At 72.6% G+C, this 24,397-nt stretch carries 20 protein-coding genes; 8 read left to right on the top strand and 12 right to left on the bottom strand.

Features of this window, described 5'->3' with window-relative positions; all coding sequences use genetic code 11:
* Positions 1-92 precede the first annotated feature (92 nt).
* Both KBY32_RS06315 and KBY32_RS06310 read right to left on the bottom strand, forming a co-directional pair.
* Positions 93-1,763 (bottom strand): PucR family transcriptional regulator, encoded by a 1,671-nt coding sequence (locus tag KBY32_RS06315; protein ID WP_210979155.1) that lies wholly within the window; start codon positions 1,761-1,763, stop codon positions 93-95.
* A 143-nt stretch (positions 1,764-1,906) separates the two neighbouring features.
* Positions 1,907-4,288, bottom strand: a complete 2,382-nt coding sequence (locus tag KBY32_RS06310) for an ATP/GTP-binding protein (protein WP_210979154.1) — start codon at positions 4,286-4,288, stop codon at positions 1,907-1,909.
* A 266-nt stretch (positions 4,289-4,554) separates the two neighbouring features.
* Between KBY32_RS06310 and gabT the strand changes: the two genes are divergently transcribed.
* Both gabT and KBY32_RS06300 read left to right on the top strand, forming a co-directional pair.
* Positions 4,555-5,889 carry a 4-aminobutyrate--2-oxoglutarate transaminase gene (gene gabT / locus KBY32_RS06305; RefSeq protein ID WP_210979153.1) on the top strand — a complete coding sequence of 445 codons (1,335 nt, stop codon included), beginning with the start codon at positions 4,555-4,557 and terminating at the stop codon, positions 5,887-5,889.
* Positions 5,890-6,081: 192 nt separating this feature from the next.
* A complete protein-coding gene (locus tag KBY32_RS06300; RefSeq protein ID WP_210979152.1) occupies positions 6,082-6,945 on the top strand; it encodes a phosphatase PAP2 family protein in 864 nt (287 codons plus the stop codon).
* Here the strand turns inward: KBY32_RS06300 and KBY32_RS06295 are convergent.
* From KBY32_RS06295 to KBY32_RS06260, 8 genes are all read right to left on the bottom strand, one after another.
* Positions 6,884-8,677, bottom strand: a complete 1,794-nt coding sequence (locus KBY32_RS06295; protein WP_210979151.1) for a chitinase — start codon at positions 8,675-8,677, stop codon at positions 6,884-6,886. The genes KBY32_RS06300 and KBY32_RS06295 overlap by 62 nt on opposite strands.
* 240 nt (positions 8,678-8,917) lie before the next feature.
* On the bottom strand, positions 8,918-9,376 hold the full coding sequence (locus tag KBY32_RS06290; protein WP_210979150.1) for a hypothetical protein: 459 nt from the start codon (positions 9,374-9,376) through the stop codon (positions 8,918-8,920).
* A gap of 131 nt (positions 9,377-9,507) precedes the next feature.
* Complete coding sequence (locus KBY32_RS06285; RefSeq protein WP_210979149.1) at positions 9,508-10,944, bottom strand: FAD-binding oxidoreductase; 1,437 nt, start codon at positions 10,942-10,944, stop codon at positions 9,508-9,510.
* A 22-nt stretch (positions 10,945-10,966) separates the two neighbouring features.
* Entirely contained in the window at positions 10,967-11,767 is an 801-nt protein-coding gene (locus KBY32_RS06280) for an ABC transporter permease (RefSeq protein ID WP_210979148.1), read from the bottom strand.
* Complete coding sequence (locus KBY32_RS06275) at positions 11,767-12,702, bottom strand: ABC transporter permease (RefSeq protein ID WP_210979147.1); 936 nt, start codon at positions 12,700-12,702, stop codon at positions 11,767-11,769. Before KBY32_RS06275 ends, KBY32_RS06280 begins: the two co-directional genes overlap by 1 nt.
* Positions 12,702-13,871, bottom strand: a complete 1,170-nt coding sequence (locus KBY32_RS06270; protein ID WP_210979146.1) for an ABC transporter ATP-binding protein — start codon at positions 13,869-13,871, stop codon at positions 12,702-12,704. Before KBY32_RS06270 ends, KBY32_RS06275 begins: the two co-directional genes overlap by 1 nt.
* Before the next feature lie 4 nt (positions 13,872-13,875).
* Positions 13,876-15,123, bottom strand: coding sequence for a spermidine/putrescine ABC transporter substrate-binding protein (locus KBY32_RS06265; RefSeq protein WP_210979145.1), 1,248 nt, complete (start codon positions 15,121-15,123; stop codon positions 13,876-13,878).
* Between the two features lie 49 nt (positions 15,124-15,172).
* Complete coding sequence (locus tag KBY32_RS06260) at positions 15,173-16,708, bottom strand: gamma-aminobutyraldehyde dehydrogenase (protein WP_210979144.1); 1,536 nt, start codon at positions 16,706-16,708, stop codon at positions 15,173-15,175.
* A gap of 198 nt (positions 16,709-16,906) precedes the next feature.
* Between KBY32_RS06260 and KBY32_RS06255 the strand changes: the two genes are divergently transcribed.
* Positions 16,907-17,467 carry an NADAR family protein gene (locus KBY32_RS06255; protein WP_247689022.1) on the top strand — a complete coding sequence of 187 codons (561 nt, stop codon included), beginning with the start codon at positions 16,907-16,909 and terminating at the stop codon, positions 17,465-17,467.
* A gap of 14 nt (positions 17,468-17,481) precedes the next feature.
* Here the strand turns inward: KBY32_RS06255 and KBY32_RS35230 are convergent, their stop codons facing one another.
* Positions 17,482-18,246, bottom strand: a complete 765-nt coding sequence (locus KBY32_RS35230) for a DUF4190 domain-containing protein (RefSeq protein WP_247689021.1) — start codon at positions 18,244-18,246, stop codon at positions 17,482-17,484.
* A 156-nt stretch (positions 18,247-18,402) separates the two neighbouring features.
* Here KBY32_RS35230 and KBY32_RS06245 point away from each other — a divergent pair, with 156 nt between their 5' ends.
* From KBY32_RS06245 to KBY32_RS06235, 3 genes are all read left to right on the top strand, one after another.
* Positions 18,403-19,464, top strand: coding sequence for an adenosine deaminase (locus tag KBY32_RS06245; RefSeq protein WP_210979142.1), 1,062 nt, complete (start codon positions 18,403-18,405; stop codon positions 19,462-19,464).
* A 17-nt stretch (positions 19,465-19,481) separates the two neighbouring features.
* On the top strand, positions 19,482-20,177 hold the full coding sequence (locus KBY32_RS06240; RefSeq protein ID WP_210979141.1) for a glycerophosphodiester phosphodiesterase: 696 nt from the start codon (positions 19,482-19,484) through the stop codon (positions 20,175-20,177).
* 187 nt (positions 20,178-20,364) lie between these two features.
* Complete coding sequence (locus tag KBY32_RS06235) at positions 20,365-21,525, top strand: serine hydrolase (protein ID WP_210979140.1); 1,161 nt, start codon at positions 20,365-20,367, stop codon at positions 21,523-21,525.
* On the opposite strand, the gene KBY32_RS06230 is transcribed toward KBY32_RS06235, so the two are convergent.
* Positions 21,515-22,051 (bottom strand): hypothetical protein, encoded by a 537-nt coding sequence (locus tag KBY32_RS06230; RefSeq protein ID WP_210979139.1) that lies wholly within the window; start codon positions 22,049-22,051, stop codon positions 21,515-21,517. The genes KBY32_RS06235 and KBY32_RS06230 overlap by 11 nt on opposite strands.
* A gap of 129 nt (positions 22,052-22,180) precedes the next feature.
* Between KBY32_RS06230 and KBY32_RS06225 the strand changes: the two genes are divergently transcribed.
* The gene (locus tag KBY32_RS06225) at positions 22,181-23,557 is read left to right on the top strand and encodes a diacylglycerol kinase family protein (protein WP_210979138.1); all 1,377 of its coding nucleotides are present in this window, start codon (positions 22,181-22,183) and stop codon (positions 23,555-23,557) included.
* Positions 23,558-23,878: 321 nt separating this feature from the next.
* A complete protein-coding gene (locus KBY32_RS06220) occupies positions 23,879-24,316 on the top strand; it encodes a hypothetical protein (RefSeq protein WP_210979137.1) in 438 nt (145 codons plus the stop codon).
* Positions 24,317-24,397: the final 81 nt, after the last annotated feature.

The raw sequence follows: 24,397 nt of genomic DNA, 5'->3' as shown, positions 1-24,397 counted from the left end.
AGGGGCGCCGGGCCACCCGGGTGTTTGGCCGGGGTGTACTGGTGGGGTGCCCGGCTTCGACGGATTGGCGCAGCCCGAAGCCCGGCCCGGTCCTACTCCTCGGCCGAGGTCGCCTTCAGCGCCAGCCACAGCTCCATCCGCACGTCCGCGTCGTCCAGGGAGCGCCCGAGGATCTCCTCGACCCGCCGCATCCGGTAGCGCAGGGTGTGCCGGTGGACGCCCAGGTCGGCGGCGGCCGCGTCCCACTGGCCGTGCCGGGACAGCCACGCCCGCAGCGAGGCCACCAGATCGCCGCGGCCGGTCGCGTCGTGCTCGTGCAGGGCCCGCAGCAGCCCGTCGGCGAACGCCCTGACCGCGTCGTCCGCGAGCAGCGGCAGCACCGACCCGGAGGCCAGCTGCTCGTGCTCCACGCACACCCGTCCGCGCCGCCGGGCCACCGACAGCGCCTGCTCGGCCTGCTTGTAGGCGGCGGCCGCGGCGATCGGCCCGGCCGGCGCCGACAGCCCGACGACCAGTTCGTCCTGGTCGCCCGCCGGCTGCTCCGGTACGGCCCCCGCGCGCGCCGCCTCCAGGCCCGCCGCGTACTCCCCGCACGCGGCGACCGCCGCGCCGCCGTCGGAGGCGAGCACCACCAGCCGCCCGGTCTCCGTCTCGGGCACCACCAGCACCGCCTCCCCCGCGCGGGCCGCCGCCGACTCGACGACCTCGGTGAGCGCGCCGAGCGGGTCGCCGGCGTCGGCGGCGACGACGAGGGCCGCGGCGGACGCCTTGGTCAGCGCCACCCGGGTGCCGGAGTCCACGACCCGGGCGGCCGAGACCGGCGCCGCCTCGGCGACGATCACCCGGAACGGCGCGTCCAGCAGACCGCCGTACAGGCCGCCGGCCACCGCGCGGGCGTGGTCGGGTTGTCCGGCCAGCAGCATGCGCAGGACGGCGGCGCCGACGCGCTGCTCGGCGGCCTGGAGCGAACGGGAGCGCTCGGTGGTCAGGGTCAGCAGCGCGATCGCCGAGTGGACGGCGTACCGTTCGGCGGTGCCGAGCGCGGCGGCGGTGCCCACGGCGAGCGCGGCGCGCGGGCGGCGCCCGGTGCCCAGGCTGTGCAGCTCGACCCGGTCCTCGTTCTCGGGGCCGCCGACCACGGAGGACGCCGGCGCCGGCCGCTCGCGCAGCCGCTCCACATCGGCGGTGAGGCGGGCCGCCCGCCGCCCGGCCCACTCGGGGGCGGTGGCGACGACGGCGCCGGAGGCGTCGTACAGCGCGGCCCAGCCGTTGACCTGGGAGGCGAGCGCGGCCAGCAGGCCCTCGGGGCCGGAGGTCAGCGCCTGCCGGGTCAGTTCCCGCTGGGCGGCGAAGCCCGCGGTGACCGCCTGGTACTGCTCCGCCGCGATGGCCGCCGAGACGGCCTTGCTGATGGCGAGGAAGGGCGTGCGGCGCGGCACCTCGAGGAGCGGCAGGCCCTCCTCGTCGGCGGCGTCGATCAGCGCCTTGGGGATCTCCTCGTAGTTCACGCCGACCGCGAAGCCGAGCCCGACCACCCCGGCCCCGGCCAGCCGCCGGACATAGCGGCGCATCGCCTCGGGGTCCTCCGCGTCCAGCTGGAGGGCGGTGATCAGCAGCAGCTCGCCGCCCTCCATATAGGGGACGGGGTCGGCGAGCTCGCTGACGTGTGCCCAGCGCACGGGCACGTCCAGGCGGTCCGCGCCCGCCCGCACGGTCAGCTTGAGCGCGGAGTGGTGGACGAGCGAGGCAAGCGTCGGGGGCATGAGGCCTTCACATCGGTGTGATGGGGTGTGATCGCCGGATCTTCGGTGGATCCTGTGATCAGTTGGCCGCCATGTATGAACGGCCTGTGCCGATTCTGCCTCACCGTACGGTCATCGCGCGGCCCCGCTCCTGGATCGCGCGGTCAGCCCCGCAGATCGAGCAGCAGCGGCGGGGCGTGCTCGCCCCGGACGCTGGTCACCGACAGCACCGCGTGCCCCGGCGGCACCCCGTGCGCCAGCTCGGAGGCCGACCAGCGCTCCCGCTCGACCTTCCGGACGGTCACCGCCTCGGTGGTGACCGCCTTGCCGGTGACCAGCTTGCGCAGCCGGTGCAGGGCCCGGGTCATGGGCTGGTCGGCGAAGACGGTGTGCTGGGCGACGTCGCGCGTCTCCACCCACTCGGTGCCCCAGGCCTCGGCGAAGCGGCTGCCGTCCCAGGTGGTCACGCCGGACAGCGCCATCCGGCAGCCGACGGCCCCGTACAGCGGCCCGTGCAGCGCCTCCGGTACGTCGGAGACCGTGCGCAGGGCGAGCACGACCCCGGCGTTGCGCGGGCGCAGCCGCTGGATCCGCCGGACGGACTCGGGGGTGACGGTGCCGGTGGCGTCGTCGAGGACGAGGGCGGCGAAGTGCTCGCCGGTCCCGTCCTGGACGATCTCGGTGAACTGGGCCAGCACCAGCCGGGCGATCAGCCGGGAGACCTCGGCGTGGGTGCGTTCGGGCAGATCGATGCGGACCCGCAGGGGGTGGTGGGCGACCGCCCGCAGCGAGAAGGGCCGGTGTTCGTCGCCGCCGGCGCCGAGGAAGCCGGCGAAGGCGGGCCGGTCCAGCAGGGCGAGCCGGCCGGCGAGGACCGGGCCGGGGTCGCCGGTGGTGCCGGTCAGCCGGACCCGGGCGTCCAGGTCCCGGCGCATTGCCGTGTGCGGGTCGTCGGCCAGCCGGGCGCGCAGATCGGTGAGGGCCCGCTCGTCGCCCTCCAGCAGGTCCCGCAGGACCGGGAGGGTGGGGAAGCGTCCGTGGGCGGCCCGGTAGGGGCCGAGCAGCTGGGCGAGCGCGGTGGTGGCGCGCTCGGCGCCGACCGCGTCGAGGTCCCCGGCGAGCGCCTCGGCGAGGAACCCTGCGGCCTCGTCCGGGTCGTCGCTGCCCGCGTACGGGTCGAGGTCGTGGGTGGAGGCGGGGTCGCCGACGCGCACCACCACGTCGTACGACGAGTCGGGCCCGACCGCGCTGCCCGCGGCGCACACCACGACGACCGCGCAGGTCCCGGTGAGCGCCTGCAGTGCCAGGGACTCGGCGAGCGGGGCGATCACCTGCCGGGTCTTCCCGGACCCGGACGGTCCGACGACCAGCAGCGAGGTGCCCAGCGTGGCCGGTTCGAGCGCCGCCCCGGCACCGCCGTACGCGGCCGGGGTGCGCTCGGTGGCGGCCCAGGTGCCGATGCGCACCTGTCCGCCGAGCAGATCGTGCCGTGCGGTGCGGCCGGGCAGGTCCCGGGCGCCGGACGGATGGGCGAACGCTGCGGCGCCCTGTCGCAGCACGGCGTCGGTGAACTCCGCCGGCCGGCCCTCGCCCCGGGCGCGCGCCCACTGGCGCTCGACGCGGGCGCAGTCGACGTCGTTCATCCGTCCGGCGAGAACCTCGGCGGCGAGGACGTCGGCGGCCTGGTGCTGGCCGGCCTCGCGCAGCTCGGGGAAGCGAGACCGGGGCACCTCGACGACGGGGGCCTCCCCCTGTGCCGCATGGGCGCGGGCGGCGAGCCGGTCCCGGGCCAGCTCCCACCAGCCGCCCAGTCGGGCGAAGGGCCATACGACGAGGGCGGTGACGAGCAGATGGAGGACGGTCTCCCAGGGCGCCGAGTAGACGTCGTAGGAGTCGCTGAGCAGCACGATCAGGGAGAACAGCGGGCTGACCACGGGCAGCGGGTCCCAGCCGACGCCCGGGAAGGTGTCGGGGTACACGAGGGTGAGGGCGGCCAGGGCGCCGAACGCGGCCCACAGGGCGCGGGCCGGCTGGGGCCTGGTGTCCAGCAGATGCCGGACGACCGCGGGCCAGCTGCCGAGCCGGGCGACGGTGTAGAGGAGCAGGGCGAAGAAGAGGCCGTTGTAGACGTCCAGCGCCTCGACGCCCGGGTACTGCAGCGCCTGGTCCTCCAGGTGCTTGGGCCGGGCCATGGTGCCGCCCCACCACCAGTCCTCCGGGGTGAACAGCCGCAGCACGGTGAACTGGTACGGCAGCGCGCCGCGCCGCCAGAACGACCACACCAGGAGGGCGACGGCCAGCGGGATCAGCATGCCGACGACGATGGTGGGGCTGATCCGTTCGGCCCGCGCGGCCTTCGGCGGCCGGTATCCGAGACGCCAGATGCCGGGCTCCGTCGCGGGCCGGGGCTCGTCCAGCCAGGCGGCCACGGAGGTGTTGGGGGCCTGGCCGGGCGGGGCCGAGGGCATCGGGGGCAGGGCGGAGCGTGATCGGGGCACGGGTGTCGCGTGTGTGCCCCGTGCGTCCTGCGTCCCGTCGCCGTCCATCGCCGTTGCCCCCTGACCAGCCGTTCCGTGCAAGCGCCAGCCAGTCAATCTAGTGCCCGGCACCCGTCCGTCCACCGCTTACGCGGCCGACGCGGCGGACCCGGGTGTTCCGGTCGCGTCCCGGCGGCCCCGCCCCGCCATGTCCACCACGGACAACCGGATGCGCGGACAACGCCCACATGGAGCATGCCCACCCCCCGCTGTCCGCCCTAGCCTGCGAGAAAAGAGAAGACAAAACGTCCGTAGAGCACCCCCAGGAGCCCGTCATGAGCGCACTTCCCCAGGAGCGCCGCGTCGTCACCGCCATTCCCGGCCCGAAGTCGCAGGAACTGCAGGCCCGCCGTACCGCCGCGGTCGCGCAGGGCGTGGGCTCCGTCCTCCCTGTGTTCACCGCGCGCGCGGGCGGCGGCATCATCGAGGACGTCGACGGCAACCGCCTCATCGACTTCGGCTCCGGTATCGCCGTGACCTCGGTCGGCGCCTCCGCCGAGGCGGTCGTACGCCGGGCGTCCGCGCAGCTCGCCGACTTCACCCACACCTGTTTCATGGTCACGCCGTACGAGGGCTACGTCGAGGTCGCCGAGGCGCTGGCGGAGCTGACGCCGGGTGACCACGCCAAGAAGTCCGCGCTGTTCAACTCGGGCGCCGAGGCCGTCGAGAACGCCGTCAAGATCGCCCGCGCGTACACCAAGCGCCAGGCCGTCGTCGTCTTCGACCACGGCTACCACGGCCGTACGAACCTGACGATGGCGCTGACCGCGAAGAACATGCCGTACAAGCACGGCTTCGGCCCGTTCGCGCCCGAGGTCTACCGCGTCCCGGTCGCCTACGGCTACCGCTGGCCGACCGGTGCCGAGAACGCCGGCCCCGAGGCCGCGCAGCAGGCCATCGACATGATCACCAAGCAGGTCGGTGCCGACAACGTCGCCGCGATCATCATCGAGCCGGTCCTCGGCGAGGGCGGCTTCATCGAGCCGGCCAAGGGCTTCCTGCCGGCGATCGTGAAGTTCGCCAACGACAACGGCATCGTCTTCGTCGCCGACGAGATCCAGTCGGGCTTCTGCCGCACCGGCCAGTGGTTCGCCTGCGAGGACGAGGGCATCGTCCCGGACCTGATCACCACCGCCAAGGGCATCGCGGGCGGTCTGCCGCTCGCCGCCGTGACCGGCCGCGCCGAGATCATGGACGCCGCGCACGCGGGCGGCCTGGGCGGCACCTACGGCGGCAACCCGGTGGCCTGCGCCGGTGCGCTCGGCGCCATCGAGACCATGAAGGAGCTCGACCTCAACGCCAAGGCGAAGAACATCGAGTCCGTCATGAAGGCGCGTCTGTCCGCCATGGCCGAGAAGTTCGACGCCATCGGCGACATCCGGGGCCGCGGCGCCATGATCGCCATCGAGCTGGTCAAGGACCGCGCCACCAAGGAGCCCAACCCGGAGGCCACCGCCGCGCTGGCCAAGGCCTGCCACGCCGAGGGCCTGCTGGTCCTGACCTGTGGCACCTACGGCAACGTCCTCCGCTTCCTGCCGCCGCTGGTCATCGACGAGGACCTGCTGAACGAGGGCCTCGACATCATCGAGCAGGCCTTCGCCCGTATCTGAGGTCACGGCGAAACCACTGGTGGGGGCGGGTGCACCGGCCCCCACCGCCTCATCCGCCCCACCCCTTTCACCACGTACGGTTCCGGGGCTGGGGCGGTCGGCGTCAGAGCGTGTGAAGAAGGTGTGCGAGGTGGATGGCAGGACGCGATTCCGACTGTCTAACGCCATCTCCCTGCCGTAGGTTCTAACCAGATGAGAGATACACCCCGCCCGGAGGGGACTCTGGGCGACATCAGGCCGGGGCCTCCCCAGCTTCGACCTGGTCGTGCCCTCGCGCACACAACCGGCGCCTCCGGCTCCGGATCTCCTCACCGATCGGACAGTCGCCCGCCCCAAACCCCCCGGGGCGCGCGACCACCCGATCCGGACGGCCGCCTCGGAACCACCCCCCCTGTTCCGGGGCGGCCGACCTCCCTCCTTCTCCTTCTCGGGCTTCCCGCCCTGCTCTTCGCGCTCATCACCTGGCAGGTGGTGACCGACGGCCCGCTGGTCGGTCTCGACGAGACCGCCAGTCGGGCCCTCGTGCGTCCCGGCCCTCTCTCCGAACTGCTGGCCGATCTGGGCAACGTCCAGGTCGCCGTGCCGGTCCTGGCCGTCGCTCTCGCGTACGTCATCTGGCGGCACCGCCGTATCGGTACAGACCAATGGTGGCTGCCGGGTGTGTCCGCGGCCCTGCTGATGGCCCTGGTCCCGGTGCTGGTGATCCCGCTGAAGGTGCTCACCGACCGTCCGGGCACCCCGGCCGTGCCGCCCGCGACCGGCTACTACCCGTCGGGGCACACGGCCACGGCCGCCATCGCCTACGGGGCCGCGACCCTGCTTCTGCTGCCGCTGCTGCGGTCGGCCGGCGCCCGCCGGGCCCTCCTCGTCCTCTGCGCCGCGCTGAACCTCGGCGTCGGATTCGGGCTGACCCGGCGGGGCTACCACTGGCCGCTGGACGTCCTGGCCAGCTGGTGTCTGGGCACGATCCTGCTCACCGCCCTGTGGCTGTTCCTCAGCCGAAGTAGCCGTCGAACGTCCGCTGGAACTCCCAGCCGCCGAACCGGTCCCAGTTGACCGACCAGGTCATCAGGCCGCGCAGCGCCGGCCAGGTGCCGTGGGTGGCGTACGAGCCGCAGTTGGTCTTCTTGGTCAGGCAGTCGAGGGTCTTGACGACCTCGGCCGGGGGGACGTGCCCGTTGCCCGCGTTGGGTGTGGCCGGCATGCCGATCGCCACCTGGTCCGCGCGCAGCGGCGGGAAGACGTTGTTCGCGTCGCCCGCGACCGGGAAGCCGGTGAGCAGCATGTCGGTCATGGCGATGTGGAAGTCGGCGCCGCCCATGGAGTGGTACTGGTTGTCCAGGCCCATGATCGGGCCCGAGTTGTAGTCCTGGACGTGCAGCAGGGTGAGGTCGTCGCGCAGGGCGTGGATGACCGGGAGATAGGCCCCGGCCCTCGGGTCCTGGCCGCCCCATTTGCCGGTGCCGTAGTACTGGTAACCGAGCTGGACGAAGAAGGTCTCCGGGGCCATGGTCAGCACGAAGTCGTCGCCGTACTTGGCCTTCAGGGTCTTCAGCGCCGAGATCAGGTTGACGATCACCGGGGTCTTCGGGTTCCTGAAGTCGGTGTCGTCGGCGTTCAGGGAGAGCGAGTGGCCCTCGAAGTCGATGTCGAGTCCGTCGAGTCCGTACTCGTCGATGATCTTCGAGACGGAGGACACGAAGGTGTCGCGTGCGGCCGCGGTGGTCAGCTGCACCTGGCCGTTCTGGCCGCCGATGGAGATGAGCACCTTCTTGCCGGCCGCCTGCTTGGCCCGGATCGCCGCCTTGAACTCGGCGTCGCTCTCGACGTTCGGGCACTCGGCGACGGGACAGCGGTCGAAGCGGATGTCGCCGGAGGTGACCGAGGTGGGCTCGCCGAAGGCCAGGTCGATGACGTCCCAGCTGTCGGGGACGTCGGCCATCCGGGTGTAGCCGGAGCCGTTGGCGAAGCTCGCGTGGAGGTAGCCGACCAGGGCGTGCGCCGGGAGGCCCTGGTCGCCGCCGCCGGTGGGTTGGGAGGTGGTGGCGGTGACCGTGGCGGAGCGCGCGGACTCGCCGGCCTCGTTGAGCGCGGTGACCTGGAAGGCGTACGCGGTCGCGGGTGACAGTCCGGTGATGGTGGCCGAAGTCCCGTTCACCGTGCGGACCTTGGCGCCGTCGCGGTAGACGGCGTAGCTGGTGGCGCCGGGGACCGCCGACCAGCTGAGGGCGACGCTCGTGGAGGTGACGGACCCGGTGGTGAGGCCGGTCGGGGGCGCCGGCGGCTGGGTGGCGTCGCCGCCGGGGCCGATCAGCGAGATGTCGTCGGCGTGGTAGGCGCCGGTGCCGTACCAGCCGTGGGTGTAGATCGTGACGCGGGTGGTGGTGGGGCCGGTGCGGAAGGTCGTGGTGAGCTGCTGCCAGTCGGGGGCGGACTGGGTCCAGGCGGAGACGTCGGTGGTGCCGGTGCCGCTCGCGCCGAGGTACACGTAGGAGCCGCGGACGTGTCCGGAGAGCGTGTACGCCGAGTCCGGTTTCACGGTGACGGTCTGCGAGCAGCGGGCGTTGTCGCTGCCGGCCGGGGTCGCCCGGAGGGCGGAACGGCCGCTGCGCACGGGCGAGTCGACGGTCGTACCGGCCGTGCAGGTCCAGCCGTCGAGGCCGGACTCGAAGCCGCCGTTGCGTACGACGTCGGCGTCGGCAGCACGGGCGGCCGACGAGAGCGCGGTGAGGCCGGGCAGGGTCAGTGCCGCGGCGATGAGGAGGGCGAGCGGTCTGGAGCGGTCCACAAGTGCCTCCGGGCATGGGGGATTTGGAGGGGGAGCCGCCCCCAACTTGGTCCAGACCAATTCACCGTGTCAAGGGTTCTAGGGGGTGTCTCGTTGATCAGGCCGGATCAGCTCCCGGTGTCTGGTGCCGTGCATCGCAAGGCGGAGGAGGGAGTCGATGCGGAGCATCGGCGAGTGACGACAACGCGGCGAGGCGCGGTGCCAGACACCGGGAGCCCGGCCTGATCGACGAGACACCCCCTAGTGCTCCCCGTCCGTCGGCCGGGCGAGGCTCGCGGCCGCCTCGTGCATGGCCAGTTCGAGCAGGGACGGGTCGGTGAGGGTGCCGCCGGCGTCCGGGGGGACCAGCCAGCGGACGCCGCCCGAGGCCCGCCCCGGGTACGGCACGACGATCCAGGTGCCCGCCCCGGCGGTGCGGATCCCGGTGCCGAGCCAGCGTGCCGCCGTGCCCGGCGGGACGAAGAACCCCATGCGTGCGTCGCCGAAGTCGACCAGCACCGGGCCCGGCCGGTCGAGGATGCGGGTGAGCACGTCGAGCGTGGGATAGCCCAGCTCGGCCGGCAGGATGAGCACGTCCCAGGCCCGCCCGGCCGGCAGCAGCGCGACCCCGAGCGGATTGCGCTCCCACTCCCAGCGGCAGCTCTCCGGATCGGGCGCGACCGACGCCAGCCATTCCACCGCCGTCTTCTCCCCTGTCATGACGATGACCTCCCTCTTCGTCGTGGACGCCCGATGGCGTCACGAGGGAGAGGGAGGTCACCGGCGGGCATTACGCGGCTTCCGCACCCCGTATGGGTGATGTGGATCACATGGCGGTGGCTGGGCGGGCGTCAGCTGTCGAAGCCGAGGCCCAGTCGGTCCATCGTCCGCAGCCACAGATTGCGCCGCCCGCCGTGCGCGTCGGCGCGGGCCAGCGACCACTTGGTGAGCGCGATCCCGGTCCAGGCGAACGGCTCGGGCGGGAACGGGAGCGGCTTTCTGCGCACCATCTCCAGCTCCGTGCGCTCGGTGCGCTCCCCCGCCAGCAGGTCCAGCATCACGTCGGCGCCGAACCGGGTCGCGCCGACGCCGAGGCCCGTGAAGCCGGCCGCGTACGCCACCTTGCCCTGGTGGGCGGTGCCGAAGAACGCCGAGAAGCGCGAACAGGTGTCGATCGCGCCGCCCCACGCGTGGGTGAAGCGCAGGCCCTCCAACTGCGGGAAGCAGGTGAAGAAGTGCCCGGCCAGCTTGGCGTACGTCTCCGGGCGGTCGTCGTACTCGGAGCGCACCCGGCCGCCGTACGGGTAGACGGCGTCGTAGCCGCCCCACAGGACGCGGTTGTCGGCGGAGAGCCGGAAGTAGTGGAACTGGTTCGCCGAGTCGCCGAGGCCCTGGCGGTTCTTCCAGCCGACCGACGCGAGCTGGTCCTCGCTGAGGGGCTCGGTCATCAGGGCGTAGTCGTAGACGGGGACGGTGTAGGCGCGCACCCGGCGGACCAGGTTCGGGAAGATGTTGGTGCCGAGCGCGACCGCGGCGGTACGGCGGGCGCGGATCCGGCCGTAGGGCGTGCGGACGGCCATCCCGGCGCCGTACGGCTTGAGGTCCAGGGCCGGGGTGTGCTCGTAGACGCGGACGCCGAGCTCCTTGCAGGCGCGCTTGAGGCCCCAGACCAGCTTGGCCGGGTGGAGCATGGCGACGCCCCGGCGGTCGTACAGGCCGGCCCGGAAGGTCGGCGAGTCGACCTGCGCCCGCACCGCCTCGGCGTCCAGGAACTCGACGCCCTCGTCCAGGCCCCGGTCGCGCAGCTCGTCGTACCAGGCGCGCAGTTCGGACGCCTGGTATGGCTCGGTGGCGACGTCGATCTCGCCGGTCCGCTCGAAGTCGCAGTCCAGGGAGTGGCGGGCGACCGCGCGCTCGATCTCGTCGAGGTTGCGGGCGCCCAGCCGCTCCAGCGTGTGGATCTCCCCCGGCCAGCGGGCGAGCCCGTTGGGCAGCCCGTGGGTGAGGGAGGCGGCACAGAAGCCGCCGTTGCGGCCGGAGGCGGCCCAGCCCACCTCGCGGCCCTCGACCAGCACCACGTCCCGCGCGGGGTCGCGCTCCTTGGCGATGAGCGCGGTCCACAGCCCGCTGTATCCGCCGCCGACGACCAGCAGGTCGCAGGTCTCGGCGGCCGTGAGGGCGGGCTCAGGGCGGGGCCGGCCGGGGTCGTCCAGCCAGTACGGGACCGGCTGGGCGTCGGAGAGGGACTTCGTCCAGTGACTGCCAGAACTCATGGCGCTCGGGGCCATGATGTCAACTCCCTACAGGGGTCTATGCCTTCTGCTTCTTGCGGCGGTTCCCGACGGCCATGGAGGCCAGGACGAACAGTACGGCGATGACGAACATGGCCGTGCCGATGACATTGATCTGAACGGGCGTTCCGCGCTGTGCCGAGCCCCAGACGAACATCGGGAAGGTGACGGTGGAGCCGGCGTTGAAGTTGGTGATGATGAAGTCGTCGAACGACAGCGCGAAGGCGAGCAGCGCGCCGGCCGCGATGCCCGGCGCCGCGATCGGCAGGGTCACCCGCACGAACGTCTGGACGGGTCCGGCGTAGAGGTCCTGCGCGGCCTGCTCCAGACGCGGGTCCATCGACATCACGCGCGCCTTGACCGCCGTCACGACGAAGCTGAGGCAGAACATGATGTGGGCGATGAGGATCGTCCAGAAGCCCAGCTGGGCGCCCATGTTGAGGAACAGGGTGAGCAGCGAGGCGGCCATGACGACCTCGGGCATCGCCATCGGCAGGAAGATCAGCGAGTTGATCGCGCCGCGCGCCCGGAACCGGTAGCGGACCAGCGCGAAGGCGATCAGCGTGCCGAGGAGGGTGGCGCCGAGGGTCGCCCAGAACGCGATCTGGAGGCTGACGGACAGCGAGCCGCACAGGCCGGAGACCCCGCACGGGTCGCGCCAGGCGTCCGTGGAGAACTCCTGCCACTCGTAGTTGAAGCGGCCCTTCGGGCGGTTGAAGGAGAACACCGTCACGACGACGTTGGGCAGCAGGAGATAGGCGAGCGTGACCAGTCCCGCGATGACGACGAGATGCCGCTTGAGCCAGTTGACGACGGCCATCAGACCAGATCCTCCGTTCCGGACCTGCGGATGTAGACGGTCACCATGACGAGGATGGCGGCCATCAGGATGAAGGAGAGGGCCGCGGCCGTCGGGTAGTCCAGGATGCGCAGGAACTGCGACTGGATGACATTGCCGACCATCCGGGTGTCCGTGGAGCCGAGCAGGTCGGCGTTGACGTAGTCGCCGGTGGCCGGGATGAAGGTCAGCAGGGTGCCGGAGACGACACCCGGCATCGACAGCGGGAAGGTGACCCGGCGGAAGGTGGTGACCGGCCGGGCGTACAGGTCGTTCGCCGCCTCGTGCAGCCGCGGGTCGATGCGCTCCAGCGAGGTGTAGAGCGGCAGGACCATGAACGGCAGGAAGTTGTACGTCAGACCGCACACCACCGCGAGCGGGGTGGCCAGCACCCGGTCGCCCTGGGTCATGCCGAGCCAGCTCGTGACGTCGAGGACGTGCAGGGCGTTCAGGGCGCCGACGACCGGTCCGCCGTCGGCGAGGATCGTCTTCCAGGCGAGGGTGCGGATCAGGAAGCTGGTGAAGAACGGCGCGATCACCAGGATCATGATCAGGTTCCGCCAGCGCCCCGCGCGGAAGGCGATGAGGTAGGCGAGCGGATAACCGAGGAGCAGGCACAGGATCGTCGCCGAGCCGGCGTAGAGCACCGAGCGCAGGAACTGCGGGTAGTACGCGGACAGGGCGTCCCAGTACGTCGCGAAGTGCCAGGTGACCTTGTAGCCCTCCTCCAGGGAGCCCGTCTGCACGGACGTGGAGGCCTGGTAGACCATCGGCAGCGCGAAGAAGACCAGCAGCCACAGGATGCCGGGGAGCAGCAGCCAGTACGGGACGAGACGGCCGCGCCGGCGTGGCGGCTTGGCCTTCTTCTCGGGGGCCGCGGGGGTGAGAGGCGGGGGCGCCTCGGTGAGGGTCGCCATCAGACCGCCGCCTCTTCCTCGGTGCCGGCGTCGATGTCCTGGGTGGCGTCGAGCCCGAAGGTGTGCGCGGGGTTCCAGTGCAGGACGACCTCGGCGCCGGGCACCAGCCGCGGGTCGCGGTCGATGTTCTGGGCGTAGACCTCGAACTCGGGGCAGACGGGACTGTCGACGACGTACTGGGTGGAGACGCCGATGAACGAGGAGTCGGCGATCCGGCCGGTGATGCGGTTGCGGCCCTCGGGTATCTCGCCGGCCTCGTCGGCGTGGGTGACGGAGATCTTCTCGGGGCGCACGCCGACCAGCACCTTGCCGCCGGTCGTCGTCGGCGCGGAGCAGCGGGCCTCGGGGAGGACCAGCTTGCCGCCGCCGGCCTTCAGCACCAGGCCGTCGCCGCCGCGGGAGTCGATCTCGGCCTCGATGAAGTTGGACGAGCCGAGGAAGTTGGCGACGAACGTGGTGCGCGGGTTCTCGTACAGGTCGGCCGGGGAGCCCAGTTGCTCGACGCGTCCGGCGTTCATCACGGCGACCTGGTCGGCCATCGTCATGGCCTCCTCCTGGTCGTGCGTGACGTGCACGAAGGTGATGCCGACCTCGGTCTGGATGCGCTTGAGCTCCAGCTGCATCTGGCGGCGCAGCTTCAGGTCGAGGGCGCCGAGGGGCTCGTCGAGGAGGAGCACCTTCGGGTGGTTGATCAGGGCGCGGGCCACGGCCACGCGCTGCTGCTGGCCGCCGGAGAGCTGGTGCGGCTTCTTGCGGGCCTGCTCGCCGAGCTGGACGAGGTCGAGCATCTCGTCGACCTGCTTCTTCACGCTCTTGATGCCGCGCCGGCGCAGACCGAAGGCGACGTTCTCGAAGATGTCGAGGTGCGGGAAGAGGGCGTACGACTGGAAGACGGTGTTCACCGGCCGCTTGTACGGCGGAAGCGCGGTGACGTCCTGGTCGCCGAGGTGGACGGTGCCCGCGGAGGGCTCCTCCAGGCCGGCGATCATGCGCAGGGTGGTGGTCTTGCCGCAGCCCGAGGCACCCAGCAGGGCGAAGAACGAGCCCTCGGGCACGGTCAGGTCGAGCGGGTGGACGGCCGTGAAGGAGCCGTAGGTCTTGCTGATGCCGGTGAGGCGGACGTCGCCGCCGTGGGCGGCGGACGTGCTGGTCTCTTTGGTGGTCTTCATCTCGTCACGCCCCAGTGAGCTTCGCGAACTTGCCTTCGAATTCCGTGTCTTCCTTGCTGCTCAGGGAGCGGAAGGCACGGGACTTGGCCTGCATGGCCTTGTCGGGGAGGATCAGCGGGTTGTTCGCCGCGTCCTCGTCGAGCTTCGCGAGCTCGTCCTTCACGCCGTCGACGGGGCAGACGAAGTTGATGTAGGCGGCGAGCTCGGCGGCCGGCTGCGGCTCGAAGTAGTAGTCGATCAGCCGCTCGGCGTTCGTCTTGTGCCGCGCCTTGTTGGGGATCAGCATGTTGTCGCTGGAGAGCATGTAGCCGCTGTCCGGGATGACGAAGTCGATGTCCGGGTTGTCGGCCTTCAGCTGGACGACGTCACCGGCCCAGGCGACACAGGCGGCGAGGTCGCCCTTGGTCAGGTCCGAGGTGTAGTCGTTGCCGGTGAAGCGGCGGATCTGGCCCTTGTCGACGCACTTCTGGAGCCGGGCGAGCGCCGCGTCGTAGTCGTCGGCGGTGAAGTCGCGCGGGTCCTTGTCCATGTCGAGCAGCGCCATGCCCATGGTGTCGCGCATCTCGGTGAGCAGCCCGACCCGGCCCTTGAGCTCAGGGTTGTCGAGCATGTCGGACAGGCTCTTCACCTCGACCCCGTCGAGCGCCTTCTTGTTGTAGGCGATGACGGTCGCGATGCCCTGCCAGGGGTAGGAGTAGGCGCGGCCCGGGTCCCAGTCCGGACTCCGGTACGACGACGCCACGTTGGCGAAGGCGTGCGGCAGGTTGGAGGCGTCCAGCTTCTGCACCCAGCCGAGGCGTATCAGCCGGGCGGCGAGCCAGTCGGTGAGGACGATGATGTCGCGGCCGGTGTCCTGGCCCGCGGCGAGCTGCGGCTTGATCTTGCCGAAGAACTCGGTGTTGTCGTTGATGTCCTCGGTGTACTTCACCTTGATGCCGGTGCGTTTGGTGAACGCCTCCAGCGTCGGGTGCTTGCGCCCGCTGTCGTCGATGTCCATGTACTCGGTCCAGTTGGAGAAGCTGACGGTCCTCTCCTTCGCCGAGTGGTCCTCCGCCGAGACGCCGCCCTTGGTGTCGCCGGCCGCGGGGATGCCGCAGCCGGACAGTGCCCCGAGACCGCCGGCCGCGAGCGCGCCGCCCGCGGAGGCGCGCAGCAGGCTGCGGCGGGTCATGGCGGCCCTGCCGTTGCGCAGGCTGCGCCGCATGGCGGCCACCTGGGGCGGGGAGAGGCGGTCGGGCTCGTACTGCTCCATGCGCGTGGTGCCCTTTCGGGAGTCGGCCGCGGGTCGGGCGGCCTGGCTGCTATCGGTCCCCGAAGACGGTGCGGTGCCAGTCCTTCGCGGCGACCGCGGTGTTGTCGAACATGACGTGCTTGATCTGGGTGTACTCCTCGAAGGAGTACGCGGACATGTCCTTGCCGAAGCCGGACGCCTTGTAGCCGCCGTGCGGCATCTCGCTGATGATCGGGATGTGGTCGTTCACCCACACGCAGCCCGCCTTGATCTCGCGGGTGGCGCGGTTGGCCCGGTAGACGTCACGGCTCCAGGCGGAGGCGGCGAGGCCGTACGGGGTGTCGTTGGCCAGCGCGATGCCCTCGTCGTCCGTGTCGAAGGGGAGGACGACCAGCACCGGTCCGAAGATCTCGGACTGCACGACCTCGCTGTCCTGCGGTGCGTCGGCGACCAGGGTGGGGCGATAGTACGCGCCGTTCCTGAGGTCTCCCTGTGGGGCCTCGCCGCCGGTCACCACGCGCGCGTAGCCGCGCGCCCGGTCGACGAACCCGGCCACCCGGTCGCGCTGGGTGTGCGAGATCAGCGGGCCGAGGTCGATGCCGGGAGCGAACGGGTCGCCGAGGCGGACGCTCTCCATCAGGGCGGCCGTGCGCTCGACGAACGCCTCGTACAGCGGGCGCTGCACATAGGCGCGGGTCGCGGCCGTGCAGTCCTGCCCGGTGTTGATGAGCGAGCCCGCGACGGCGCCGTGCGCGGCGGCCTCGAGGTCGGCGTCGTCGAAGACGACGAAGGGGGCCTTGCCGCCGAGTTCCAGATGGATCCGCTTGACGGTGGCGGTGGCGATCTCGGCGACGCGCTTGCCGACGCCGGTGGAGCCGGTGAACGACGTCATGGCCACGTCGGGGTGCCCGACGAGGTGCTCGCCGGCCTCCTTGCCGGTGCCGGTGACGATGTTGATCACACCGTCGGGGATGCCGGCGTCGGTGGCGGCCTGCGCGAACAGCAGTGAGGTGAGCGGGGTCAGCTCGGCGGGCTTGAGCACGACCGTGTTGCCCGCGGCGATCGCCGGGAGGATCTTCCAGGCGGCCATCTGCAGCGGGTAGTTCCACGGGGCGATCGAGCCGACGACCCCGATGGGCTCGCGCCGGACGTACGACGTGTGGTCGCCGGAGTACTCCCCCGCCGACTGGCCCTGGAGATGGCGGGCGGCGCCCGCGAAGAACGCGGTGTTGTCGATCGTGCCCGGCACGTCGAACTCACGGGTGAGCTTCAGCGGCTTGCCGCACTGCAGGGACTCCGCGCGGGCGAAGTCCTCGGCACGCTCGGCGAGGACGGCGGCGAAGCGGTGCAGCGCGTCGGACCGCTCGGCCGGGGTGGCACCGGACCAGCCGGGGAAGGCGGCGCGCGCGGCGGCGACGGCGGCGTCCACGTCGTCCGTTCCGGCCAGCTCGTACGTGTACACCTCCTCGCCCGTTGCGGGGTCGACCACGGCGTGGGTGCGCCCCGAGGTCCCCTTCGTCAACCGGCCCGCGATGAACTGGGCGCCGTCGGCGAAGCGGTGCTGGGCCGGGAATCGTTCCGGGGTCGGGTTGCCCGGGTTGTGCATGTCGCTCCCTCCGTGCCCCGGAGTGGGGCCGGCGTGGCTCAGGCTCGATTTGAGTGCCGATCCTGACAGAGCAGGTGGACTCCAACAAGTGATTCCGTTGTTGCCATTTGGTTACGCGACGGAATCTGTCGACCAGGTGTCGAGTCGGCACGGAAAACCCAGGACGGGTTGTCGGTGGTGCGTGCCAGACTCGGGCCCATGGTGAGGATCGATTCCTGGGACGTCCTGAAACAGGAGGTCCGCACGGGGGCGAGGGTCAAGTATCTCCACTTCTGGGGACACCGGCCGCTACCGGACGGACGTGTCGGCGCGAGCTGTCTCAGCCAGTGGTGGCCGTCGCCGTTCACGGTGGACGGCGTGCGCTACGCGACGGCCGAGCACTGGATGATGGCCGGCAAGGCACGGCTCTTCCGGGACGCGGAGGCCGAGCGGCTGGCGCTGGCCGCGGAGCATCCGGCGGAGGCGAAAAAGGCCGGCCGGCTGGTGCGCGGGTTCGACGCCGCGGTGTGGGCGCGGGAGCGCTTCCGGATCGTCGTGGAGGGCTCGGTGCACAAGTTCGCCGCGCACCCGGAGCTGCGCGGCTTCCTGCTCGGCACCGGTGAGCGGGTCCTGGTCGAGGCCAGCCCGCTGGACCGGGTGTGGGGCATAGGACTGGCGGCGACCGACCAGGGAGCCGCCGACCCGGAGCGCTGGAAGGGCCCGAACCTGCTGGGGTTCGCCCTGATGGAGGCGCGGGAGCGGCTGCGGGCCACCCCGTAGAGTCCCGCCGGCCCCTACAGGTTCGCGAAGACCGTGATCACCAGCAGGCCCACTCCGAGGACGATGCCGGTGATCCCGCAGATGATCCCGGCGAGCGCCTGACCGGGGTTCGTGGCCTCGCCTCGCCGCGCCTTGCCGCGTCCGATCGCGCCGAAGATCAGCGCCAGCACACCGAGCACGATGGCGATCGGCCACAGGCAGAAGATCGCCGCGGAGATGATGCCGAGCACCAGTCCGGCCGTCCCCATGCCGTTGCTGGGCAGGGGCTGGTGCATCCCGGGCCAGCCGTAGGAGAGTCCGGCGCCGGCGCCGGGCGCGTGGGCGCCCGGGTAGCCGGGGGTGCCGGGATAGCCGTACGGCACCTGGCCCGGTCCCTCGGGGCCGATGGGCGGCGGCGGGACGGGCTCGCCGTACGAGGCGACAGGGCCGTAGGGGCCGGGGTACGCCGGGGGTGCGAAGGGGTCGGACGGCGGGACCGCCTGGCCGGGCGCCGCGGGGTGCGCCCAGGGCGACGGGCCCGGCTGTCCGGGGCCCGGGGTGGGCAGCGCGGCCATCGTCCGCTGGTCGTGCACGGTCGGGCCGGCCCAGGCCGGCGGCTCGTTCGCGGCGACGGTGTGTCCGGGTCCGCCCGGCGCGGGCGGCGCCCAGGGGTCGCGCTCCTCGGCGGCGGGCGCGGCCGGGCTCCCGGTCTTCTCCAGCGAGGTCTTCGGGGCCGCGGCCCCGTCCTCGGGTGCCCCGGGGCCTTCCGGCACCTCCGGCGCCTGCGTGTCGTCGGACATGCGCGGACCCCCCTCAGTCGTACGTTCCGTCATGCTAAGGCCCCGGCCCGGCGGTCGCGGCCCCGGCCTACGATGATCCCGAGTCACCGATCAGCCGATCACCCGCGCCCCGCCGCCGGCACCCCGGCCGCGCGGACGCCGTTCCGGGGAGGAACCTTGACCGACCATCTCGTCGACGCCGACGCTCCGCGCGACCTGCACGCCTTCATCGCCGGGCTGCCGAAGGCCGAACTGCACGTCCACCACGTCGGCTCCGCCTCCCCCCGCATCGTCGCGGAACTCGCCGCCCGGCACCCCGACTCCAAGGTCCCCACCGACCCCGAGGCGCTGGCCGACTACTTCACGTTCACGGACTTCGCGCACTTCATCGACGTGTACCTGTCCGTCGTGGACCTCATCCGCACCCCCGAGGACGTGCGGCTGCTGACCTACGAGGTGGCCCGCGACCTGGCCCGGCAGCAGGTGCGCTACGCCGAGCTGACGATCACCCCCTTCTCCTCCACCCGCCGCGGTATCGACGAGCGGGCCTTCATGGAGGCGATCGAGGACGCGCGCAAGGCGGCCGAGGCCGAGTTCGGGACCGTGCTGCGCTGGTGCTTCGACATCCCCGGCGAGGCCGGGCTGGAGTCCGCCGAGGAGACCGCGCGGCTCGCCACCGACGACCGGCTGCGCCCGGAGGGCCTGGTCTCCTTCGGGCTCGGCGGGCCGGAGATCGGTGTGCCGAGGCCGCAGTTCAAGCCGTACTTCGACCGGGCGATCGCGGCCGGGCTGCACTCCGTGCCGCACGCCGGGGAGACGACCGGCCCGCAGACCATCTGGGACGCGCTCACCGAGCTGCGCGCCGAGCGCATCGGGCACGGCACGAGTGCCGCGCAGGACCCGAAGCTGCTCGCCCACCTCGCCGAGCACCGGATTCCGCTGGAGGTGTGCCCGACGTCCAACATCGCCACGCGCGCGGTGCGCACGATCGAGGAGCACCCGCTGGCGCGGTTCGTGGAGGCGGGGGTCCTGGTCACGATCAACTCCGACGACCCGCCGATGTTCGGCACCGACCTCGACAACGAGTACGCCGTCGCGGCCCGGCTCCTCGGCCTCGACGAGCGGGGCTTGGCGGACCTGGCGAAGAACGCCGTGACCGCGTCGTTCCTGGACGAGCCCGGCAAGGCCCGGATCGCCGCCGAGATCGACACGTACACGGCGGGGTGGCTCGCGCCCTGAGCGGCCACAATGACCCCATGCACCACGTGACCGCCGTCGCGCACCGCGGCGACCCCTACCGCGTCCGCGAGAACACACTGGACTCGCTGCGCTCCGCGCTCGCCCTGGGCGCGGACGCGGTGGAGATCGACGTACGGCTCACCCGGGACGGTGTGCCGGTGCTGCTGCACGACGCGACGCTGCGCCGGCTGTGGGAGCTGGACCGGCCGCTGCTCTCGCTGTCGGCGGCCGAGGTGCGGGGACTGACGGCGGGCGGGGTGCCGACGCTGGAGGAGGCGCTGGCGGTCTGCGAGGGGAGCCGGGTGATGCTCGACCTGCCCGGCACCCCCGACGTGCGGACGGCGCGGCGGATCGTGGACGTCGTGCGGGCGTGCGGCGCCGAGGAGCGGGTGTACTACTGCGCGGGCGCCCCCGCCATGCTCGCGGTGCGGGCCGCCGACCCGGCCGCCGAGATCGCCCTGACCTGGACGACGAAGGCGCCGCCGCGCCCCGGTCTGCTGGCGGCGGTCCGGCCGCGCTGGCTGAACTACCGCTTCACCCTGGTGGATCGCGCTCTCGCCGAGCGGGTCCACCGGGACGGGCTGCTGCTGTCGGCCTGGACCCCGGACACCGCGCGCTCGATGCGCCGTCTGCTGGACGCCGGCGTGGACTCGATCACCACGAACCGCGTCGACGTCCTGCTGGCCGTCCGGGACCGGAGCAACCGGTCCTGAAGCCAGGCCGGCGCGGGGGCCCGTAGGGGCCATCCCCCATCAACTCCCCTGCCGCGCACGGCTTTTGGTCGGGGCCCGCTCAGGGGCCCGACCCTCCTCGGCGACGATCCGGCTGCGGCCGGTCCGGCCGGACGATGATCACGCACCGTCCACCGGATCACCGGTCCCTCGTCACCAGGAGCAGCAGATGCCCGTACGCCCGTTCCCCGCGCTCGTCACCTCCGCGCTCGCCCTCACCCTGACCGCGCTGCCGCTGGCCGGTACCGCGTCCGCCCGGCCCGCCACCGGCACCTGCTCGGCGGCGGCGATCGAGGCCGCCGATCCGCACGGCCCCGACGTCGAGGCCCTGTGCGCGGCGCTGAAGGGGCTGCCCGACCACGACGCCACGGCCGCGCTGATCCGTGTGGGCGGCCGGGGCGACTGGCACGGCGTGGCGGGGGTGCGGGACGTCCGGTCGGGGGCGCCCGCGCTGGAGGACGCCCGGTTCCGGGCCGGCTCCACGACGAAGATCGTCACGGCGGCGCTCGTGCTGCAGCTCGCGGCGGAGGGGCGGATCTCGCTCGACGGCACCGTGCAGCGGTACCTGCCCGGTCTGCTCACCGAGGACTTCGCGCCCGTCACCGTACGGCAGTTGCTGAACTTCACCAGCGGTCTGCAGCCAGGCGCGTCCCTCGGCGACGACGTCGACACCGCCTATGAGCGCCGGTTCGAGACGCTGACGCCCGAGGAGGTGGTGGCCGCGTCGGTGGCCAAGGGCCCGGACCCGGAGCACGCGCCGGGTGAGTTCCAGCGGTACGGCAACATCCACTACACCGTGCTGGGACTGCTGATCGAGAAGGTCACCGGCGACTCGTACGCCCATCAGGCGGCCGTGCGGATCTTCCGCCCGCTCGGGATGCGGCACACGTCCTTCCCGGCCGGGCCCGACCCCCGGATCCACGGCCCGCACAACCGGGGCTACGACTGGATCGACGGGCGGCTCGTCGACGTGACCGAGTGGAACATGAGCGACCGGTTCGCGGCCGGCGATCTGATCACCACGACGGCCGATCTGGAGCGGCTCCTTGTCGCCCTGTTCCGCGGCCGGGTGGTGCCGGAGCCGCAGCTGAAGGAGATGTTCACGGTCCCGGACGTCGACGGCGCGACGATGGGTGCCGGTCTGGAGCGCTTCGAGCTGAACGGCAAGGTGATCTGGGGGAAGACGGGCTCCCGGCCCGGCTATCACACGGTGGTCGCCGCCACCCGCGACCTGTCCCGGACGGTCGTGTACTCCGTCAACTCCACCGACGCCAAGGGCGACGGCCTGGCCATCGCCCAGCGCTTCGCCTTCCCCGCGTTCAACCGCTGACGGCTGCGGCGGGGGCTCCGGGCACCGGCGCCCCCGTCAGCGCCTCCAGGCGCTTGATCCTCCGGCGCACGACGTACAGCGGGATCACCCCGACGACGCCGAACGCCATGTCGATCACCGACCACCACAGCGGGATGCCGCGGATCGGCCCGCAGATCAGGGCGAGCGGGATGATGCCGGCGCAGGCGATCATCCCGAACTCGACGACCCAGATGTTGCGGACGGGGTCGCGGTAGGGGCCGTAGAAGGCGACGGCGATGACGAGGTGGGCGAAGGCCAGCCAGTCCGTGCCGTAGAGGAGGAAGGGGTATTCGGCGTCCGCGGTGTCGAGTCCCTGCCGGACCCGGGCGATCCAGTCCGTCAGACCGGGAAGGCTCTCCTGGACGGACAGGGCCCGCAACAGGTCCTCCGTCCAGCGCAGTTCGTGGACGAGGGGGAAGGCCGTGGCCCCGCTGAGCACGAGGCAGACGACGAAGAGGACCAACCACACACGGATGCCCTTGAGCAGGGCGGCTCTGTCGCTCATGGCCGTCACCCTACGCCTGAGTTGAACATGTTCAAAAGTGGGGGTCGCGGTACCGGGGTTCGACGCGGCCGTGGCGAGCATCCGTAGACAGACCGGTCCTACGATGTGCACGGGGCGAACGGAGGAACGATGGCCCTCGACCTGAGCGGGCGCGCCTTTGTGAAGCAGCGGTGGGCGGCCCGTGGCGCGCTCGTCGCCGCCGCGCTCGCCGTGCTCGTGCCGCTGGTCCACGGCGGCGGCGTCGGCCTGCTGCTCCTCCTGGCCGCGGCGGTCGGACTGGCCGTCAGCGCGGTCGCGCTGTGGTGGACGCTGACCCTGCGCGGCCCCCTGCGCTGGGTCGCGGCCCTGGTGGCGCTGATCGTGCCGGCCGCGCTCGTGGCCCTGTTCGCGGTCACCCTGCTGTGGTCGCTGCTGGTGTCGGTGGCGCTGTGGGCGGTGGCCGTCGTGAGCGGGCGGTACGCGCTGGGGAGCACGGGCGAGACCCGGGTGCGGGCGATGCGCGAGCGCAGGGCGCCGCCCGTACGGCGGCCTTTCCTGATCATGAACCCGCGCTCGGGCGACGGGAAGGTGGGCCGGTTCGGGCTGAAGGAGAAGGCCGAGCGGCTCGGCGCCGAGGTCGTCCTCCTCGACCCCGAGCGGCAGCAGGACGTCACCGCGCTCGCCCGTGAGGCCGTCGCGAACGGGGCCGACCTGCTCGGGGTCGCGGGCGGCGACGGCACCCAGGCGCTGGTCGCGGCGGTCGCCGCCGAGCACGGGCTGCCGTTCCTGGTGATCAGCGCCGGCACCCGCAACCACTTCGCGATGGACCTGGGCCTCGACCGGGACGACCCGTCCACCTGCCTCGACGCGCTCACCGACGGTGTGGAGCTGCGCGTCGACCTCGGTTTCGCGGGCGACAGGCCGTTCGTCAACAACGCGTCCTTCGGGGCGTACGCGGCGATCGTGCAGAGCCCCGGCTACCGGGAGGCGAAGATCGGCACCAGTCTGGAGCTGCTGCCCGACCTGCTCCTCGGCGAGCAGGGCCCGCGGCTGACCGCCCGCGCCGGGCGGACCACGCTGGAGGCCCCGCAGGCCGTGCTGGTCAGCAACAACGTCTACCGCACCGACGATCCCTTCGGGCTCGGCTACCGCGACCGCCTCGACGGCGGGGTGCTCGGTGTCCTCGGCATCCGCGTGGACAGCGCCGCCCAGGCCGCCGCGCTGCTGCTGACGCCCGGACCGCACGGCCTCACCCTGGTCACCGCGCGGGAGGTGGTCGTGGACGCCGACCGGCCCGAGATCGAGGCCGGCGTCGACGGGGAGGCGCTGCTGCTGCCCAGCCCGGTGCGCTGCCGTGTCCGGCCGGGCGCCCTGCGCGTCCGCGTCCCGCGCGAGCGACCCGGCGTCCCCCGCCGCAAGGCCCGGCTGGACTGGCGCCGGCTCGGCCGGATGGCGGCGACGGTGGGCCGTACCGCCGTCCACCACCGGCACCACACCGCGTCACCCGACCGGCACCACACCGCGTGACCCCACCGGCACACCACACCGCGTGACCCCACCGGCACACCACACCGCGTGCCCCCCGGCAGGCACCACACCGCGTGCCCCCACCGGAACGGCGCGCTCCGGCCCGCGGGTGGGACGTCCGGCATGTAAACGCGGGTGAACCTTGCCGGAAACCGGCAATGCGCGAGCGGGACGGCCTCCGGCAACATGGTCCGCGGGGAGCACGACGGACGGGCGCGATGCCGGACACCGGCAGGTGTCCCGCATCGCGCCGTACGCCGCGCCGTGTCCCCGGACGACACGCGCCGCCGTTCTCGGCGCACGGGGAGAGGGGGCTCGGAGATGCGCACGGTTCTGACCGCCGCCACCGGCCTGCCCACCCTGCTGCTGAGCGCCGCCCTCGTCGTGGCCGTCTGCTACTGGCTCCTGGTCGCCGCCGGACTGGCCGGCGTCCGCGGCTTCGACGCCGACGTGGACCTGCGCGGCTGGGGGCTGGGCGGGGTGCCCGTGACGGTCGCGCTGTCGCTGCTGACGCTCCTCGCCTGGTCGCTGAGCGTCGGGGCGGCCGTGCCGCTCGCCGTCCTCGTCCCCGCCGGGAGCGCCGCCGGCCCGCTGCTGCGGCTCACCGTGCCGGTCGCCGCCCTGGTCCTGGCCTGGTCCGCGACCCGCCTTCTCGTCCGGCGGCTGCACCGCCTCTTCCCCGACGAACCCGGGCCGGCCGCGCGTCGCGCGGCCCGCGCGGGCACCCCCGCGCTCCGGACGCGGGACCGCGCCATCTGAGACGAGCCGTCGCCCGGGGCCGCCCCCCGCGCCCGCGCCTGCGCCCGCGCACCCGCTCACCCACGCCTGTTTCTCCGCACA

Source organism: Streptomyces sp. RK62 (genome assembly GCF_018070255.1).
Lineage (GTDB): Bacteria > Actinomycetota > Actinomycetes > Streptomycetales > Streptomycetaceae > Streptomyces > Streptomyces nigra.
The sequence above is the reverse complement of the archived record's forward strand: the minus strand, read 5'-3'. Positions and strand labels throughout refer to the sequence as shown.